Source organism: Lysinibacillus sp. FN11, from assembly GCF_024628845.1.
GTDB lineage: Bacteria > Bacillota > Bacilli > Bacillales_A > Planococcaceae > Lysinibacillus > Lysinibacillus capsici.
Window position 1 is genome coordinate 875,724 of the sequence record NZ_CP102383.1, and the last position, 16,907, is coordinate 892,630.

Below are 16,907 nucleotides of genomic sequence, written 5' to 3' on the forward strand. Positions count from 1 at the left end.
TCTGTCATAATAACATTTCTAAAATAATTATTCCACACTTAATTAAATTATTATCATATTTTAAATCTATAAAAGAAAGTTCCCTGTATTTTTCTTTTCAACTATTTCTGTATGCTTAAAAGTAGGTAAAGGAGAGTTATTATTTGTTTGATGCTTAGTTTCGCTTTCGTACTTTTCAGCAATCAGCTCTTTTCCAAATCCACTGAAAGATGTTGAATGCATTAATGCAAATTTCAATAACTCCATTTGACGATCACTTTCTTTACTAAATGTCACAGCTTGAGTTATATATTTACCTTTAGATTTTCTCTTCATTTCATTAATCATTGCTTCGGCTTCTTCTTCTGATCTAAGATATCCCATAAGCTGACCTCCCTGAGTTGTACATTCCAACAGCATTACACATTTTAGGATTTTCCATTACTTCTGCATTTGGGAAAAATTCCTTAACATAAGTAACTAATTGAGTATCTAATGCTCCTCCACCTAGAAGATAAACAATATCATGTTTGTTCCACATTTTAGATAACATCCCACATACATAGTCAGCTAAACCTTTAGGGCTGTAACTACCGTCTAATGCTTCTAAACCTTTACCAAAGAAAGTATCACTTTCAGTATCAATAAATCTGATTACATCACCTTCTTTTATAGTTGTCGCAGCCCCAATAGTCCTTGAACCAAAATCAATGTAATGTGTCTTTCCATTAGGTTCATTTATGAAAAATGCTGAAGCAGTTTCAGGTGCAACTTTTACATCATTAATCGAGAAGGTTTTACTTACACCATTTATAGAAATTGTATGTGAACCTTTTAATCTTTGTAATCGACCATCTCTTTCTTCTAATGAATAGCTTTTTATTGGAACTGAGACCACAATGTTGTTAGCAGGATAACCATACTGATGAAGTGCAATTAATACGGACAAGTCATAGAAATCATGTTGTTTTGTTTCAGTGTGCATCTGTAAAGGCATGGTGCAATCATACTTAGCTAACATTCCTGCAACATATTTCTGTCCTTTATAATCAACTATAAAATCATGTTTATGTGTTATTTCGGTTAAGTTTCTTTTACCATAGTATCCTTTTACGCTAGGGAAGCTTTCTTTCACATCTTTCGTAACCACGCATGTTGAATTACCTCCGTCATCAATTGCAACTACGCCTACAACTGTGTTATTCAATAAAATCCCCTTTCGCTCATTTTGTTGATGTTAATTTAGCATATGACTCCGATTTATAAAAATGAGTATAATTTTAAAGATATTTGAGATGTTTTAAACTTTTTTGATTTGCAAAACCCTTGTAAACATTGAGTTTTAAAGTCCTTAAAATTAAATAAAATGGGGATATTATCAAAAGTGATAAATTTAGCCTAAAATGAACAAAAACCACCTACAATCACTTAACTTAGTGAAATTAGATGGCTTCTTACCTTTATTTACTTTTCAGTTTCAATGTATTCAATTAAAGCCTTCCTCGCATACTCACCGAATGAAGTTGACCTCATTAAAACATTCTTCAGCAGTTCTAATTGTTGTGGACTATCCTTCTTGAAAAGGACACTTTGAGTGATGTATTTTCCATTACCTTTATTCAATAGTTCTTCTATTATACGTTCAGCTTCTTGTTCTGATCTGACTATAGCCATGACATACCACTCCCTCCATATTTAATACTTATGTCTAATTTGAAGGAGATATGTTTGAAATTTTTTAAAATTATTTTAAATTATTAGGAATTATTTTTAACATACCCACATACATTACGAGTAAGTTCAAAACAATTTAAAATAATTTTAAACAAAAAAACTCATCGCAATTAAGCAATGAGGCTACATTAACCAAACATCAAAACTGTTTTTAAAAATTAAGGTATATTTTCAATTTATTTTAGATAATATGGCATTAAATATGGTTCAACTTCACGATTTCTAATTATTCATTTATCAAATTATCAGCGATAATTAGCCAATAATTAAGCATTCAAACACATGTCATTTGATAATTTGAGTAAATTAATCATCTGTAGCAACTTTTTCAAATACACCGAACTCATGTAATACTTCTAATATTTCTTCCACTTGTATTCTTTCCATTTTTAATTCACGAAAAACTCTTGAGTCACAATTGTCTAAATTAATTTTCCAATCAGGTTGAGGTTGATGGAGCCATTCGTAAAAGGATTTCATCATCTGTCGAATCTCCTTAATGGTTTATTGGTGTTAATCTGTCCATTTTAAATTATTTTATACATGAAAAAGGGAGGAACATAATGAGTGGTATAGCTTACTTATTTGGTCAAATTGGAGTTGTCATGGGTGGATTTTTAGGAATGGCTTCTTTATTGAGTTGGTATCATAAGGAAGGGGATAAGAAAAATGACAAAAACAATAATAAACTTCACTTATAACGATGGTACTCGCAAGATGATTATAGACGGTAAGTATATTTCTAAATTAAACGATCATAAAGTGGATGACGTTATTCCTTTTATAAACAAACTGTCAAAGGAGGTGAATTGTCTTTCCAAGAAAAATCAGAAGAAGTTTTACAAAACACTTCAAGTAGTTTCTCTTTCAATAATTCCAATTCTTCATTCTACAAAGAAAGCACATGCTCAACAAATGAGCAATTATCCATTACTAAACAACAAAGAGTCAGACTTACTTCCTCCAGAAATAGTGGATATTCTGAAACAATTAATTTTAGCTTGCGGAACAATTTCAGTAGCATTGGCGATACTTTTTCTAATGGGAGCAGGGGTGTACAGGATGGTGGGGAACAAGGTAAAAGCGAGAGAGTGGACAGTGGATATAATAAAGGGTTTTGGTCAAGTGTTATTAGCACCAGTAATCATTCTAATACTAGCCACTCTAACAGCTTTAATATTCAAAAACGTTCATGGCTTAGAGGCGTTCTTCTAATGTTTTCAGTACCTTTTGCTACACTTTCAATAAATCAAATGAAGGCTTCTGCTGCTTGGTACGATAGATTTAATCCCATATCACCTGAATCTCAAGAAAAGATAAGTATCATCATAGATACATTCACAAAAGTAATATTGTGGTTTAAGAATATAAAAGAAAATATGGTTGAAATATCTACTGACCTTATGATATGGACATACGAAACACTGACCAAAGTAGTTCTACATACTCCATCTTTTTTATTTGATTCTGATTGGTTTAAAAATAACATAGTTACATTTTCTGGACTATCAATAGCTATGTCAATTGTATTAGCGATGTTTGAAGGATTTCAAAGGATGTCAGGTGGGTTAATTAAAAATAAGCAAGTTACTGACTTAAGACGTATCATCAAAAGATTTCCTCTTGTTGTCATAGGTTCAGCATTAGCACCTAGCTTATTCTATTACACATTTAAAGGACTAAACGGTCTCACTAACATAATTATTGACTTCGGTAAGCATCAGATGGATAAAGGTATTCAGAATATAAATATAGACGACATCACTCTTTTACAAATCATAGGTTTAATTGGCTTTGATATAGCTTTAATTTCAATATTAATACCAATACTGTTACAGAATTTCAGACGATGGTTTGACTTACTTACACTTGGAGCAATGACACCTTTAGCATTATCATGTTGGGTATTCAATGCTTATGAACATTTATTTACTATGTGGTGGGAACATATTAAGAAATGTGCTTCTGTTCAAATTGTATATGCAGTATTCCTATTAGTAATTGGTACTTTACTATTCGGAACAAAGCTACCTAACAGTGGTTGGGATATTTTAATTCAACTTGGAATTGTTATAGGTGGGTTATGGCGTTTAAATTCTCCTCCGATGATTATAAGTAGAAATATAGACAGAGGTGGAGATATTAAGACTATGTGGGACGGTGCTAGTAAAGTAATCAGACCTTTAAGTATACTTAGAAAGAAAAAGTTAAAGGTGGCTAAAAAATGATATTGAATAGACTGGTTAATTCAAGCGTTGTCAAAAATGAAAAGTATGTCGATTATTTAGTTAACTCAATATCGCAAGAACAATCGAAGGAAATATTATCATCATTTATTGATGGTGTATTTGGAATTGAATTATCAAGGGTGTTCAATGACCAGTTATTCACCTTCTTTTCTCAACCTAATTATAAGTGTAACCTAAATATAATAACTAATAATTCAGCACAATACTTAAATTCAAATAAAGATAATACTACATTCGTCAATATGTTTACCTCTAAATCATCCGTATTTCCAATTGATATGAAATCGAATGAATCGTTTTGGGATATTCTATGTTCAATTGTTCCATCACACATTAATATTAAATACCAGTTACTCCTTGTATACAGACAAGACAATTGGAAAGATAGGATAATAGAACAGTATCACGACTACTTAAATGGTGTACAAAGTCCATCCAATAGTGGATTATTTAGAAAGCTACAAAGAGGAATTACTGAAAAAGTTGACAGCATATTAAAATGGGAGCAAAAACATTCAGATATAAATGAGGTTAAACAGAAAATAGAGGAGAATGGTTTTAGATTTAATATCAAATTTGCTTTGATCGGAGGAAGTAAATTAGAAAGGGAATATTCGATAACCAAAATAAAAGACAAGATAAATGAATTCTCATACACTAATGAGTGGATAATTGATTATAAAATTGACTTTAAGTATGGTTCAGAATCATTCAATCAAAGACGATTAGATTATCAGTCAAAGAATTATACATTATGTGAATCTGAATTACTTCCTTTTCTCACAATAGAGAAAAACTGTCAATTAGAAAGTATATCTGTATCAACTAAAGGCGATGAAGTTATACAATCCAACAACAATACTATATTTGATTTGCTACCTAAAGGAGACGATCTGGAGCAATTTGATGGAACTGAATTAGCAAATAAATTCATTAACGCAGTAAAAGAGTTAAAGCCATTCAAAGGTACAATGGAGCTGTTGAAATATCAATCAGGTTCAATCACTATGAAAATTACATTTAGAATACCTAAACAGTTAAAGTTATCCGAAATAATCAAAGTCAATGTAATAAATGATATTCAGATGAGAATGGGAATTAAACATTTGCAGATTAAACAAGGGGAAGATGTAGGGGAATTAGATGTTATATTGCCATTAGAAAGCAGACAAAAAGTATTCTTAGCCAATTTCGTCAATGATTCCAAGTTTATAGAATTTGCGAATAACAATCCTCTACCGTTTCTTGTTGGCGTAGATGAAGTAGGTAATCCTATTTATGGTTGTATGAATAAAATAAAACACTTACTTGTAGCTGGTTCAACAGGAAGTGGAAAGTCTATATGGCTCAATCAATTAATTCTAACATTACTCATGTTCAAGAATTCAACACAATTACAAATGTTTATGATTGATATTAAACAAGTTGAATTAGTACAATTTTCAATATTCAATCAAGTACAAAAAGTAGTAACAGATGCAGATGAAGCAGTAAAGCTATTGAACCAATTAATTAAAGAAATGGATAGACGATATGATTTATTCAAAAATGCTAATGTTAAAAATATAGCTTTATACAATAAGAAAGCTAAAAGCAAATTACCATACATTGTAGTTGTTATTGACGAATATGCAGAATTGAAAAATAGGAATAGTGGCATAGATAACTATATTCAATCATTAACGCAGCTATCACGAGCATGTGGAATTCATTTAATAATTGCAACACAAAGACCGTCCGTTGATATTATATCTGGAGTTATTAAATCTAACTTACCAAGTAAAATAGGATTTAGATGCGCTAATAAACGTAGTTATCTAACATTCTTAAACACTTCTCCAAACTTTGAACTATTAGGTAATGGAGATGGTGTGATGAGTTTTGAAGGGCAAATGGAAGATCATATTAGATTTCAAGGTTGCTTAATTGTCGATGATCCATTTGATGAAGGAATAGAATCTGAATTGATAAAAAGAATAGCTGATACAATAGGAACAGGTGAGAGTAAGTTTGAATTACCAGTAGTAAAGGTTGTGAATGAGGATAGCGATTTAGATAAATTAAAAAGAGTAATTGCTAATCATAACACTACAAAAATTGCAGAGTTACGTGAAATTATGAAAATAAATATAAATAAATTGAATGATATGATGAAGGAATTGGTTGAAGAAGGATGGTTAGAATCGCCAAAAACTAAGCAGTCTGGTTATAGACTTATAGTTGGTGAAGATGAATTGTGTAAGTGGAGGAATTAAATCATTCTAATAGTAGTCAAAAATGACAACTGTTGAATTTTTTGATGTTGATATATCAGCATTTATAAACTACAACTATGGTCAAATTTGACTACTATTAATTACTTTAAAACCCTTGATTTATAAGGGAATTACTGTACTTTTATATAGTTTTGCTCTTTTATATTCTTGTCAATAATTATGTATTTGTTGTATTAATATAGATGTGAAATAAGTGCTCACTTTAACTCCCGTTTCTCACTGTATGCTCATTTCTTTATAATTCTTGAATAATGTATATTTTTTTAATTTATATGCACTAGATTATCACATCTACTTCACTTTTTAGTAAACGTAATTTAGATTCTATTTCAACAATATTGGCTTTATGGATTTCCAATTCATTAAGTAGGTCATTAATTTCAGAGTTATCGTATTCATTTATGTAATCATCTTTAGAAATTAAACATAATTCCAGTAGATACTTAGAAGCAAGATTATGAGGATTTTCTGTATGATGTATTCTATATAGTGTAATATTGTTCGCCTTGCAATATTCGTCTTTGATTTTGTCATGATACTGTACTATTTCTGAAAAATCATGATATTCTCCATCGTATTCAATTAAAGAAATAACTTCATTATCTTTAATGATAGCAAAATCAAAGCGCAACAAATTCCCTTTATCACTAAGTAAATCTTTATATGTATATTCCATTACAAAATCTATATCATATTTTGAAAGTAAGTCATGAATCTTTTTAGCCCCTTTAGAAAGGTTACAATAGTGACAAGTAATACAATCATCAGTAAATCCAAATATAGGAGCTTTATTTTTATTAAACCTGTTGTTAGGAAATTCATAAATATCAGTTTTACATTTATGACATATCCACCAATATTTTTTATCAGTAGTCCTAGTTATATTATTTGTTAATTCTCCATTCTTGCTTACATTCCACTCACTACTTAATAACGGATTGGATTCAGACAGAGGAATAACTATTCGTTTTCTTCCTCTAGTTTCAGCTTTTATAATCTCTTCATCATATATTTCTTCTATAATGAATTTATGCCCTTGTTTAGTATATTTAATATATCTTTCCCAGTCTTTAATTTGTAACTGTTTAGATTTTCCGCTAACAACTTCCTGTTCTAAAATTTTGCACATTTCTTTATAATTCTTTACAACTTGTCCTACTTGTAACTGTTTAAATTTATTCATCATAATGATTAATTCTCCTTATTTCTATTGTGTTCTGTATTTTTTAATCGTTTTATTAATTAGTGATAAAACTTCTTGTAACTTTTCACTGTTTTCAAAGCTATACACTATTCCACCTTCGATTTTCTTGTCAGGGAATGTGTAATAAGGAATACCTGATAAAAAGTGAATTGTCTTAGCATAATTGTCAGATTGAACAATGTAATATTTTTTCATATCATTTACCGCCTTTAAATTAATTTTGATCATCTTCCGTACACATAAAAATCCCCTACAACTATTAAGAAGTAGGGGATTATATTTATTATGTAATTATTTTCCGAATTTCTTTGTATTAAACTTATCCATATTGTGAAGTAGGGTAGATACCTGTTCACGAGTAATGTAATTCTGTGGATTTGAACCGTCTGTGATACCATTAGCCTTCATCCATTGCCAATCATCTACATGATATTTTAATGGTTCTCGTGATTCTTGCTTGTCAATTTTATTTACTAGTGCTTCTTCAAGTTTTGTTATTTTATTTAACAACTCTTCATATTGAGACATAGTTAATCCTCCATTTTCTTCATTGTTTAAATTATTCAATGCAGTTTGAACTCTACTAAGGAAAGACTTCCATCTAGCTTCGTCGAGAATACGATGAGGACAGTATTTTCCTGACCAATCTTGATGTTTTTTAACTCTTTCAATACCCCATTTACGCTCAAAGAGTAATTTAGCTGTTAATTGTACTGCATTTTCTTCTGCTTTTATGTATCTAATCCCACCTGATTTAGAGTAACAAATTTCAATACCAATACTTTTTCTGTTACCATTTCCTTGACCATCTCCACAATGCCAAGCATTTCTATTTAAAGGAACAACCTCTATAGCTTCTATATCATCAACGGCTATATGGAACGACACTTGATTATTGTTAGAATTATGATACTTCGCCTCATTACTTGCACTAGCGTCATTATAACTATTGTGAATTGTTATAAATTCAGCAGTCATGTTGTAAGGACATTTAATTGAGTATTTAGAATTAGGGAGCCACTGTTTTCTATATACATAAGACATTATTTTTCACCTCTTTCATTTACATTTGATGTTTTACCAAAATAGAAAGAAATCACACTAATGACAACGGTTTGAATAAAATTAGTTTCAAGATTTCCCATAAGTGAAAGGGTAACAAATAATAAAACTGTTAATAGCGCAATTAGTTTTCTAACTTCAATCAATGCAGAAAATTTTTGTTTCATACTTTCTCGTCACTCCTTTTTATGTATTTACTTTAATCCTATATAAGCTAGTAAAGCAGCTAAAATAGCTATTCCAATATATTTAGGCACATCTTTTGAAAGAAATTCAATTACATCAAATTTACCTCTATTACTATTTTGGTTGTTATTCTCTCTTACATCTTTTAATTCATTCTCAAGACTATTTAAATCTTCTCTCATTTCATCTGAAGAAGTATTAAGATTTGTTAAATTTGAATTAATACTTGTCAGAGTACTTGAGAACTCTTTCATCTGCAATTGATTATCTTTAACTAAACCCATTAAGGTTTCTTGATTTGCTGTTAAACGATGGAGTGCAACGTTGTCATCCTTTAATCGATTAATTTCATCTTTATGATCTTCTATGATGACTTCAACTCTAGTTAATCTTTCTCCATACATTTCATTACTCAATTTAATCACCGACTTTTCTAAAATAATAAAAAGAGTAGGGGAGATTAAACTCACACCTACTCTAAAGTTATGTGTATTTTCATGCAATTTTTATGTACTTATGCATATTTTATTCATTATTTCTGTATTAATATACAATGTAATTTAAATAATATATGTCTATTACATAAACGATATTTTTATTGAACAATATGAAACTCAATATTTATAGTCGAAATTTCAGAGTTGCTCTATAATCCTGGTACACCTGCATGTCCTTTTGCATCACCAAGAAACCTACCACCATTTTTTATACATATTGTATTCTCCTCAATAGAATATAGGCGTCCCTCTATAATTGATAACATTTGAATAATGCGATTTTCATTCTGCTCTTGGCTACTCATAACAACCTGGAGCAGTTCTTTTACTTTTTTTAATTCATTTAATACTAGTTCGTCCATTATAAAGCTCCTTCCTGGTATTCAAATTTAATAAAAATACGCTACTCGATGTGAGTAGCGCTTACTGAACAATATGGAACAAATATTATCAAAAACCTAAGAAATCTAATAATTTATTTCCACTTTGACTAATTGTAATTGTCCCAGGATTAATATACTCACCATTTTCAGAACTCCAACTAGTTTTAGCACAAATAAGTCCAGCTCTTTTTAATTTATTGTCTGCAGAATTTATAAGTATTTCTTGATCAGATCCTACAATCGGAATTATAGGTCCTTCTTCGGTTCTTCTTGAAAGTGTTACAAAACGTTTTAATTCTAAAACCCTCATTTCGGATATTAAATCAAAATAGTAGACGATTATATCTTCATTCTTAATGTTATTCTTTACACAATTCTCAAATCCCAATAATAAGAACTCTGCCTTATCATCTTCTTGATCCTGCATAATCTTTTCAAAAACAGGAACTCCTACTTTATCTACAAAAAATTCAACATCATTTTTAGATAATAAAATATTTCATTTAGTTTTTTTCGTTTTTTCTTTAGTCTATTTTCAAACCTATTTAATCTAACTCCCGTTACAAGTTTGCTTATTAAAGGGGTATATTCTCCCATTAAACTAGCACCTTGTACAACAAGATCTTTTAAATCCGTTACCCACTCTTCAGAATTCATAAAAACTCCTTTCGTCTTTCCGTACTACAATATTTTTCGACGAAAAGGAAAGGATTCCTTCTTTAATTCGACATTAATATACAGTAGTCATTAGATACACTTAAATGCCTTCTGTATTTGCTAAAATGTAGTCCTCAACAGCAACACGGTAATCCTCATTCGTAATATCATCTAGAACATATACTTGTCCTGTTTTTGGATTGAGACCACCCGACATAATTCGTTCTGCTGCAATTCGCACAACAATTTGATTAATCATTATAAAATCCCTCCTACTTGTGCATCTGTTTGTAATAAGAGAATATCTTCTTTCAGTTTTTCATTCTCCATTTCCGTTGGAGTTAATTCTTTTGCTTTTACTACTGGAACCCCTTCACTATTGATAGAATCAATGAAATGAGTATTATAGTTAATTTCACCCTCGTGTATCTCTAAAATAGCGAAATCTGTTATTACTTCAGGCTCTTCCATAAAATGCTGGTACAGTATTTTACCTGTACTTCTATCGTAAAATATTCGATTGAACATGCATTTCCCTCCAATTTAAGAAGTTATCGTATACCTTATAGAACCACCTACCCAATTTCCAAGTCCACTTCCCAAACGGAAAGTGAAACGTACAGTAGAGCCTATAAACTCTATATTAGAGACGTACAGCCCACTTGACACTTGAGCGTTTCCATAATACAGTCCGTGTATGAATAATACACCGCCACATTGAACCATAGCGTTTCGTACTGTCCCACCTGCAAATGTAACGTCCACCTGAACCTGACCAGTTCCTGAAAAAGATGGAACGTTCATAGTGCTCTCTTGTACTGTTTTTCCTTTAGGTATAACTTTAATGTTTGCAGCAGTCGTCGCAAATGGTGCGTCAGGCGCAGTGTAAACTCCCATGTCAGTAACCGCCTGATTGACTGTTGCCTTACCATTACTGACAGATGTAAAAAGTTGGTCGTAGTCAATCTTATCCATAATTCGATTCCATGCAGTCCATGTAGTCCCACTATGAAACGCACGAATGTACATTAATGGTCTAGTACCTACTGTGTATTGTATTTGTACAATCCAATCTGGCGAATAAGACTTTACTAAAATAACACTAATGGATATCTCTGCTCCATTGGTGAAATTGTATCCTTTATAGAAACCATCTTTCTTTAAAACATCTAAATCACCACTGAAATAGTCTATAGCAACATGAAATTTACTACCCAATGTTTGTTCAATCATGTCTTGATTTGTTTTAAGGGCTTTAACAGTATCTGCAGAAGCTGCCTTATCTGCTCCACCTGTTATAAGGTCATTAACTAACATGACATGTCCTGCTACTTCGGTGGTAGCCATTTGTCCCAAATGTTCAGTAACGACTTGCTGATTGTTTGTTACAGTTTGCTGTAAATTTGTTATTTCTTGATTCACTTCTGTAAGGTCAGCGTCCTGTCCCTTATCACCTTTTTCACCCTTTAGAGAAGCTAACCATTGTTCTTGAGTACCAATGAAACCATTTACAACTGCTACTTCATATGCAGATTTACCATCTTCACCAGTAGCTCCTGTATCGCCTTTCTCACCTTTAATGTTACCTACGTTTTCCCAAGTGTCCAGATTCTCTGACCATACATATAGTTCACCATTAACCGTATAAGCCTGACCTGCTTGACCAGTAGGAGGGAGCTGTGAAGGGTCTGTCAATTTGCCTAAAATACTTAATGCTGCACCAGTGTCTCCTTTATCACCTTTTGAACCATGTAATGCTGCTAATCTCCAATATGTATTTTCTACAATAGGTAATACAGGTAAAGGATTATTTTGTGTATCTTGTAATGCAATCCAAGTTGAACCGTTATCTAGGACGGTATTATTTTTCTTATAAAGTGTAGATAAATTAAATTTTCCTGCTGATTTTACTTCATTGATGAGCAGTTCTGCATTATCAATTACTTCTTGTCCATCATTGATAATGGCTTCTACCATAGTGGATTTCTGCTGAACGTCTGAAATAGTATTTTCTGCTTGATTTAATTTAGTATCTAACTCTGACATTTTAGAGGTAGCTTCGCTAATTTTACTGTCCATTTCAGTTATCTTTTCATTGGAAGTAGAGATGACTTGATTACCTTCAGTAATTACTTCTTTAGTATCATTGGTTGCTGTAATTGCATTATTTGTAGCTTGTGTTACCTCGTTTAACTTTTCATCCAATCTCTCTAAAGCATCTAAAGCTTCATGACTATTTTCAATTAAACCACCTAAAGTCTCTACAACAGTGCCTTCATTTAGTTTTGTATAAATAGAGTTTGGACTGTAGTAATGATTACCTTCTCCTAAATATTTAAAGTGTAGTTGCTTACCTACATTAATTGTGTTAAAGGTTACAATTTTGTTAATGTAATCTACTTTAAATCCATTTTCAGGTATTTGTCCTTCTACAACTTCAAACCAAGTAGCTTCGTCATCGGATGTGATAATGACTCGATTCAATTCATTGGGAATTTCTGATAGTATTACTTTACCATCATTTGAAACAACCAGTGATTCATTCATATTATTGAAAGGGGAGTCAGGCGTACCTTTTCGTCTTTCAATAATTACGGCAGGACTACCTTCATATCTATTCATGTATTCGCCTCCTTTATAAAATAAAAAGCATCTAGTATAAAACTAGACACTTTATTTAATCTCATAGATACATTCAATGTGATGTTTGTTGATCACTAAATTACCTATTGGAACGAGTGTATCATCCCACGCTTTGATAGCCTTATGTAATTCAACTGCGTCATAAGTCTCCACATCCGTTTCAAAATCTTTATTGTTCTGTAGTACAATCTTAATTCTAACCATAACTTTAATTCCTCCAATTATTATGTATTTTTTAATATCGGTTATTTGATATTATTTTTAAAATAGCTATAAAAATAATAAAATTCTAATATTAATTTTAAATAATATTTATATTTTATGTAATAAATTAATTATTGTATCCCATTAATGCTTGAACAAATACAGTTGCATCTATTCTTCCTAGTTGACTACTATACAAATCAATAGTATTCCACTGACCTTTAACTAAGTAGGGAGTAATATTCAAATCATGTCTGTCAACATCAAATTTTCCTCCCAATTCATAATCCCGATTCACACCATTGATATGTACAGATAGCTGTCTAGCATATGTACTTTTATAAATACCATGTTGAATAGGGTGAGAATGAGATGGTACAGTAAATGAATGTGAATGAGAAGGTATGTCCACCATGTGAGAGTGAGAAGGGACACTAAGCATGTGCGAGTGAGATGGTACAGAAAATGAATGAGTATGTGATGGTAGAGATATATTGTGCTTATGACCAATAACATCTCTAAATGTGTGACTGTGTCCTGCTGCTGGATCAGTTTGAGCTGTTCCATATATAACATCAATACCACTATCACCAGAGGTTACAATTGCACTTCCTCCACTTTCAGTAGATGAAAATGTTCCCCCACCACTATCTGTAGAACCATATGTTCCACCCCCAGATCCAGTGGACGTATAAGCACCACCGCCTCCATCAGTAGACGAGTATGTACCACCCCCACTTTCAGTAGTTTGACTATATGCTCTAAATTGGAGCAGTTTGAAACGTAACATTACCTTTTTTATTGATAGCGTTTCTGATGGAATAAATACTTCCAATGTAAGAGGATTATACCCATCCACATTATCTACTGAATTTTGTTGCCAAGTTTGTAATATTCCATTTTCATCTAATATGGTTTGATTTCCAGTTTTATCGAATACTTGTAAACCATACACACCTTTAGAATATTCACCTAATTTAACTCGTGGTTTATCATTTAGGTCTTTAATGGTTAAAAGATTACCATTGATAGTGAATGTACCATTATTGTCGCCAATAATTAATTTTTCACCAAGAAGGAGTTTGCCTATTATTCTTTCTGCATGTACTCCATCTGCATTTATTGCTGTCGCCCATCGGCTACCTCCGTCCAACGACATTCCGATTACGCCATTTTGCATGACTAATAATCTTAATGGATCATTAGGGTCTGTGATAACTATTCCTTTTCTGTCTATTGAAATTTTATTATTATATCCTGCCTCAATTTCACGTTTCGTAGCATCCCAAACGTTTTCCAAAATTTGACCAATTTCATGAGTATTCACAGTAGTTTTATCCCACTTAAACTTAGACATATCAAGAGTAGTAGAGCTTGAAACAGTACGATTAAATAACTCTTTAAGCGTCATAAATCCATTCTTAATATCATGAGCATTAGCGATCTCAATGCTTAAATTGTTACTATCTTCACCATGCTTAATTGAAATTATTTTAGCTAATACATCAATGCCAAAGTTAGGGTATTTGACAGTAACTAAGTCACCTAACACTAATTTATCCCAATCTCTTTGACATCTAGATACATTTAAAAAATCAACAACATCAATAGAGTAGGAGATACGAGGTTGACTAACTTTCAATAATTCCTTTTTACCTTCTTCGTACAAATCATCCACTTCAAAAATACTTGTATTTGACCACACTAATTCATTAACAAATCTTTCACGCTCAATAATTTGCTCATGAGTAAAGTTGTTCTCAATTGAAATAGTATTCTTTAATACTACAATCTCATCGTCAATACTCTTTAATGAGGCTTTGATAGTGTCAATTTCATTATTTTTACTTGCGATTTCAGCTAATTTATTTATCTTTTGTGTAATTAATCCATCAACAGGTAATTGTGCAGCATTTGCTGATGATAATTCATCTTCAATTGTATGTAGTTGAGTCTGCAAAACAAATAATTCATTTTGCTTTGTCTGTAAATTTTCTTGGATAGGTTTTTTACGTTCAAGCATATTTGTAAACTCACCTTGTTTACTATCCAACAACGCATTGTAGTCAAGGATGGCATGACATAGTGAATCAGTCATATAGTTAGAGTGTGAGATTATTTCTCTTGTATTTTCATCACGTTTGAAAGGGTACATATAGAAGTCAAATGACTCTATGAACGGAACCCCTGTAGGATTTACACTTGCAAAAGAGATACCTTCATTACCATATACATATAATCTCGTAACTACTGAATCGAAGTCAGGATTTTCCTCTAATGATTTTAAATACTTTCCATGTTCAATATATAATCCTTTATTTGTACCGATATTCTCATTCTTGTAAAAGTTGATTTTCTTATTAATCGTATCCCATATAATTACAGCATCATATAAATCAGATAACTCACCGATGAATTCAATTAAACTTTGTTCGCTAACGTCAAATGTTCGATGCTTATTAGCAATATCTACGTCAATGTAACCAACTGTCCAATCAGATTTAACAAGTAAAGTTTCATTTAAAACGCCCTCTGAACCAACGTCAGAATATAATGGTTTCGTACCACTAAATTCACGAATGATCTTCTTATTCAATTCATAGGGGAGTAGGTAACATTGAACATTTTTAACTTCTACGCCATTATTAGTAGTATTTTTAGGATTAGTAATAATAAAGTATTCTTTTTCATGTCCACGTTCATATCGAATTAGGTAATGACCACGTATCAAATCGACATTTTTATTTCGAACATACTTGTGATTACGATTAACTAAATAGGGGATGTCAAAAGTTAATTCATGAATACCATTGTAGTTTGTTGATAAATTTTTATTATACGCTTCCGATAGTTCTGCAATTGTTGTTCTATCTGGTTTACATAAATACAACCTAGACTTTTCAGGCTTTTTATATCTATCAATTGTTCCTAACAGTGTAATTTCCTCCTTATCCTTTCAAAATTAGTTGATACCTAAACGCTAAGCTACATGCTCCTGTTACTTCTAATCTATTTATACCTCTCACTAATTCAAGGTAATTGTGATTAAAATTATCATAACGGTAGGTGAGTGTAATATCAGATTCAATGTAATGATTCTTATTATCTACATAAATAGTTTCAGCATTCACTAGATTCTTAAATTTAAAATCCTTACCACCATTACTTAAGTTTCTAATCTGGAAATCACCGTCATTCATTAAATAAATCCACATTTCAGGGTAGAGTACATCATCACCAATATTATTAAATTCGATAATTGTAGGAGTTGTAATGGTTGTTAACTCGTATCGTTTTTCTTGAATAGGAGAATAGATGAAAGGGGAGTCATTTATCATCGAAACTTCCACATAACCATCCCATGCATCATTATGGGTTAGTTCAACTAATCCTTGATATTGAAGATAGTAGTATCTATCTGGTTCATCATCTGTATAAAACTCTTCGAAATTATTTGTATCTAACCATCTAGCAATTTCTCTACGTTTTGTATCAGTCCATCTTTCACCATCAACACAGGCTAAAGTTAGCTTATATTCTAATGGCTCATATTCAGAACCATATACATAAGGCGTAGGATTACCTGCAACTACTTCAGATACAATTTTCTTATTTGATAAGTAATTTGATTTGGACATTCCACCTTCAAGGTTTACCATACATACGCCCATCTCTGACGAATGCCTACCATTATAGTAAAAATGAATTGAACTCAATTTATAATTCCACCTCCTAAATATAAAAAGAGGGGAGACTAAGCTCCACCTCAAATTGTTTATCGTATATTGAATCCGTAAGGTCTCATTTTATCAATTAATGTATCCATAACTTGA

Annotated in this window: 22 protein-coding genes; 4 read left to right on the plus strand and 18 right to left on the minus strand. The window is 31.5% G+C overall.

The features are described 5' to 3' along the window. Positions 1 to 66: 66 nt before the first annotated feature. The 4 genes from NP781_RS04200 to NP781_RS04215 all read right to left on the minus strand — a co-directional run bounded on the left by NP781_RS04200 (position 67) and on the right by NP781_RS04215 (position 2,196). Complete coding sequence (locus NP781_RS04200) at positions 67 to 363, minus strand: hypothetical protein (RefSeq protein ID WP_257521454.1); 297 nt, start codon at positions 361 to 363, stop codon at positions 67 to 69. Then, complete coding sequence (locus NP781_RS04205) at positions 350 to 1,186, minus strand: ParM/StbA family protein (RefSeq protein ID WP_257521455.1); 837 nt, start codon at positions 1,184 to 1,186, stop codon at positions 350 to 352. Before NP781_RS04205 ends, NP781_RS04200 begins: the two co-directional genes overlap by 14 nt. Positions 1,187 to 1,443: 257 nt before the next feature. Then, on the minus strand, positions 1,444 to 1,653 hold the full coding sequence (locus NP781_RS04210) for a hypothetical protein (protein ID WP_257521456.1): 210 nt from the start codon (positions 1,651 to 1,653) through the stop codon (positions 1,444 to 1,446). Positions 1,654 to 2,019: 366 nt separating this feature from the next. Next, positions 2,020 to 2,196 carry a hypothetical protein gene (locus NP781_RS04215; protein WP_257521457.1) on the minus strand — a complete coding sequence of 59 codons (177 nt, stop codon included), beginning with the start codon at positions 2,194 to 2,196 and terminating at the stop codon, positions 2,020 to 2,022. Between the two features lie 80 nt (positions 2,197 to 2,276). Between NP781_RS04215 and NP781_RS04220 the strand changes: the two genes are divergently transcribed. The 4 genes from NP781_RS04220 to NP781_RS04235 are packed head-to-tail and all read left to right on the plus strand — an operon-like array spanning position 2,277 to position 6,217. Then, complete coding sequence (locus tag NP781_RS04220) at positions 2,277 to 2,414, plus strand: hypothetical protein (RefSeq protein WP_257521458.1); 138 nt, start codon at positions 2,277 to 2,279, stop codon at positions 2,412 to 2,414. After that, positions 2,383 to 2,928 carry a hypothetical protein gene (locus NP781_RS04225; protein WP_257521459.1) on the plus strand — a complete coding sequence of 182 codons (546 nt, stop codon included), beginning with the start codon at positions 2,383 to 2,385 and terminating at the stop codon, positions 2,926 to 2,928. Before NP781_RS04220 ends, NP781_RS04225 begins: the two co-directional genes overlap by 32 nt. After that, positions 2,928 to 3,941, plus strand: a complete 1,014-nt coding sequence (locus NP781_RS04230) for a hypothetical protein (RefSeq protein WP_257521460.1) — start codon at positions 2,928 to 2,930, stop codon at positions 3,939 to 3,941. The genes NP781_RS04225 and NP781_RS04230 overlap by 1 nt, the downstream gene beginning before the upstream one ends. Then, positions 3,938 to 6,217 (plus strand): FtsK/SpoIIIE domain-containing protein, encoded by a 2,280-nt coding sequence (locus NP781_RS04235; RefSeq protein ID WP_257521461.1) that lies wholly within the window; start codon positions 3,938 to 3,940, stop codon positions 6,215 to 6,217. Before NP781_RS04230 ends, NP781_RS04235 begins: the two co-directional genes overlap by 4 nt. Positions 6,218 to 6,515: 298 nt before the next feature. Here NP781_RS04235 and NP781_RS04240 read toward each other — a convergent pair whose 3' ends face one another. The 14 genes from NP781_RS04240 to NP781_RS04305 all read right to left on the minus strand — a co-directional run bounded on the left by NP781_RS04240 (position 6,516) and on the right by NP781_RS04305 (position 16,790). Then, the gene (locus tag NP781_RS04240; protein WP_257521462.1) at positions 6,516 to 7,424 is read right to left on the minus strand and encodes a zinc-ribbon domain-containing protein; all 909 of its coding nucleotides are present in this window, start codon (positions 7,422 to 7,424) and stop codon (positions 6,516 to 6,518) included. Between the two features lie 21 nt (positions 7,425 to 7,445). After that, positions 7,446 to 7,637, minus strand: coding sequence for a hypothetical protein (locus tag NP781_RS04245; RefSeq protein ID WP_257521463.1), 192 nt, complete (start codon positions 7,635 to 7,637; stop codon positions 7,446 to 7,448). A 96-nt stretch (positions 7,638 to 7,733) separates the two neighbouring features. Beyond that, the gene (locus NP781_RS25485; RefSeq protein ID WP_306830293.1) at positions 7,734 to 8,486 is read right to left on the minus strand and encodes a peptidoglycan recognition protein family protein; all 753 of its coding nucleotides are present in this window, start codon (positions 8,484 to 8,486) and stop codon (positions 7,734 to 7,736) included. Further along, entirely contained in the window at positions 8,486 to 8,671 is a 186-nt protein-coding gene (locus NP781_RS04255) for a hypothetical protein (protein ID WP_257521464.1), read from the minus strand. The genes NP781_RS25485 and NP781_RS04255 overlap by 1 nt, the downstream gene beginning before the upstream one ends. Positions 8,672 to 8,698: 27 nt before the next feature. Beyond that, on the minus strand, positions 8,699 to 9,193 hold the full coding sequence (locus tag NP781_RS04260; protein ID WP_257521465.1) for a hypothetical protein: 495 nt from the start codon (positions 9,191 to 9,193) through the stop codon (positions 8,699 to 8,701). 143 nt (positions 9,194 to 9,336) lie between these two features. Next, complete coding sequence (locus NP781_RS04265) at positions 9,337 to 9,549, minus strand: hypothetical protein (protein ID WP_257521466.1); 213 nt, start codon at positions 9,547 to 9,549, stop codon at positions 9,337 to 9,339. Positions 9,550 to 9,637: 88 nt separating this feature from the next. Then, the gene (locus tag NP781_RS04270; protein ID WP_257521467.1) at positions 9,638 to 9,997 is read right to left on the minus strand and encodes a hypothetical protein; all 360 of its coding nucleotides are present in this window, start codon (positions 9,995 to 9,997) and stop codon (positions 9,638 to 9,640) included. 32 nt (positions 9,998 to 10,029) lie between these two features. Then, positions 10,030 to 10,227 (minus strand): hypothetical protein, encoded by a 198-nt coding sequence (locus NP781_RS04275; protein ID WP_257521468.1) that lies wholly within the window; start codon positions 10,225 to 10,227, stop codon positions 10,030 to 10,032. Positions 10,228 to 10,327: 100 nt separating this feature from the next. Next, positions 10,328 to 10,486, minus strand: a complete 159-nt coding sequence (locus NP781_RS04280; RefSeq protein ID WP_257520562.1) for a hypothetical protein — start codon at positions 10,484 to 10,486, stop codon at positions 10,328 to 10,330. Then, entirely contained in the window at positions 10,486 to 10,755 is a 270-nt protein-coding gene (locus NP781_RS04285; RefSeq protein ID WP_257520563.1) for a hypothetical protein, read from the minus strand. Before NP781_RS04285 ends, NP781_RS04280 begins: the two co-directional genes overlap by 1 nt. A gap of 15 nt (positions 10,756 to 10,770) precedes the next feature. Beyond that, positions 10,771 to 12,849 carry a hypothetical protein gene (locus NP781_RS04290; RefSeq protein WP_257521469.1) on the minus strand — a complete coding sequence of 693 codons (2,079 nt, stop codon included), beginning with the start codon at positions 12,847 to 12,849 and terminating at the stop codon, positions 10,771 to 10,773. Between the two features lie 51 nt (positions 12,850 to 12,900). Beyond that, positions 12,901 to 13,074, minus strand: a complete 174-nt coding sequence (locus NP781_RS04295; RefSeq protein WP_257521470.1) for a hypothetical protein — start codon at positions 13,072 to 13,074, stop codon at positions 12,901 to 12,903. A gap of 127 nt (positions 13,075 to 13,201) precedes the next feature. After that, positions 13,202 to 15,964: a phage tail spike protein gene (locus tag NP781_RS04300; protein WP_257521471.1), complete on the minus strand. Its 2,763-nt coding sequence runs from the start codon at positions 15,962 to 15,964 to the stop codon at positions 13,202 to 13,204. 58 nt (positions 15,965 to 16,022) lie between these two features. Next, positions 16,023 to 16,790 carry a phage tail domain-containing protein gene (locus NP781_RS04305; RefSeq protein WP_257521472.1) on the minus strand — a complete coding sequence of 256 codons (768 nt, stop codon included), beginning with the start codon at positions 16,788 to 16,790 and terminating at the stop codon, positions 16,023 to 16,025. Positions 16,791 to 16,907: the final 117 nt, after the last annotated feature.

Coding starts and splice junctions, on each gene's coding strand:
- NP781_RS04290 (WP_257521469.1), bottom strand. CDS start 12,849: ATGAATAGATATGAAGGTAGTCCTGCCGTAATTATTGAAAGACGAAAA.
- NP781_RS04255 (WP_257521464.1), bottom strand. CDS start 8,671: ATGAAACAAAAATTTTCTGCATTGATTGAAGTTAGAAAACTAATTGCG.
- NP781_RS04245 (WP_257521463.1), bottom strand. CDS start 7,637: ATGAAAAAATATTACATTGTTCAATCTGACAATTATGCTAAGACAATT.
- NP781_RS04240 (WP_257521462.1), bottom strand. CDS start 7,424: ATGATGAATAAATTTAAACAGTTACAAGTAGGACAAGTTGTAAAGAAT.
- NP781_RS04225 (WP_257521459.1), top strand. CDS start 2,383: ATGACAAAAACAATAATAAACTTCACTTATAACGATGGTACTCGCAAG.
- NP781_RS04280 (WP_257520562.1), bottom strand. CDS start 10,486: ATGATTAATCAAATTGTTGTGCGAATTGCAGCAGAACGAATTATGTCG.
- NP781_RS04215 (WP_257521457.1), bottom strand. CDS start 2,196: ATGATGAAATCCTTTTACGAATGGCTCCATCAACCTCAACCTGATTGG.
- NP781_RS04275 (WP_257521468.1), bottom strand. CDS start 10,227: ATGAATTCTGAAGAGTGGGTAACGGATTTAAAAGATCTTGTTGTACAA.
- NP781_RS25485 (WP_306830293.1), bottom strand. CDS start 8,486: ATGTCTTATGTATATAGAAAACAGTGGCTCCCTAATTCTAAATACTCA.
- NP781_RS04210 (WP_257521456.1), bottom strand. CDS start 1,653: ATGGCTATAGTCAGATCAGAACAAGAAGCTGAACGTATAATAGAAGAA.
- NP781_RS04220 (WP_257521458.1), top strand. CDS start 2,277: ATGAGTGGTATAGCTTACTTATTTGGTCAAATTGGAGTTGTCATGGGT.
- NP781_RS04230 (WP_257521460.1), top strand. CDS start 2,928: ATGTTTTCAGTACCTTTTGCTACACTTTCAATAAATCAAATGAAGGCT.
- NP781_RS04285 (WP_257520563.1), bottom strand. CDS start 10,755: ATGTTCAATCGAATATTTTACGATAGAAGTACAGGTAAAATACTGTAC.
- NP781_RS04200 (WP_257521454.1), bottom strand. CDS start 363: ATGGGATATCTTAGATCAGAAGAAGAAGCCGAAGCAATGATTAATGAA.
- NP781_RS04270 (WP_257521467.1), bottom strand. CDS start 9,997: ATGCAGGATCAAGAAGATGATAAGGCAGAGTTCTTATTATTGGGATTT.
- NP781_RS04295 (WP_257521470.1), bottom strand. CDS start 13,074: ATGGTTAGAATTAAGATTGTACTACAGAACAATAAAGATTTTGAAACG.
- NP781_RS04265 (WP_257521466.1), bottom strand. CDS start 9,549: ATGGACGAACTAGTATTAAATGAATTAAAAAAAGTAAAAGAACTGCTC.
- NP781_RS04235 (WP_257521461.1), top strand. CDS start 3,938: ATGATATTGAATAGACTGGTTAATTCAAGCGTTGTCAAAAATGAAAAG.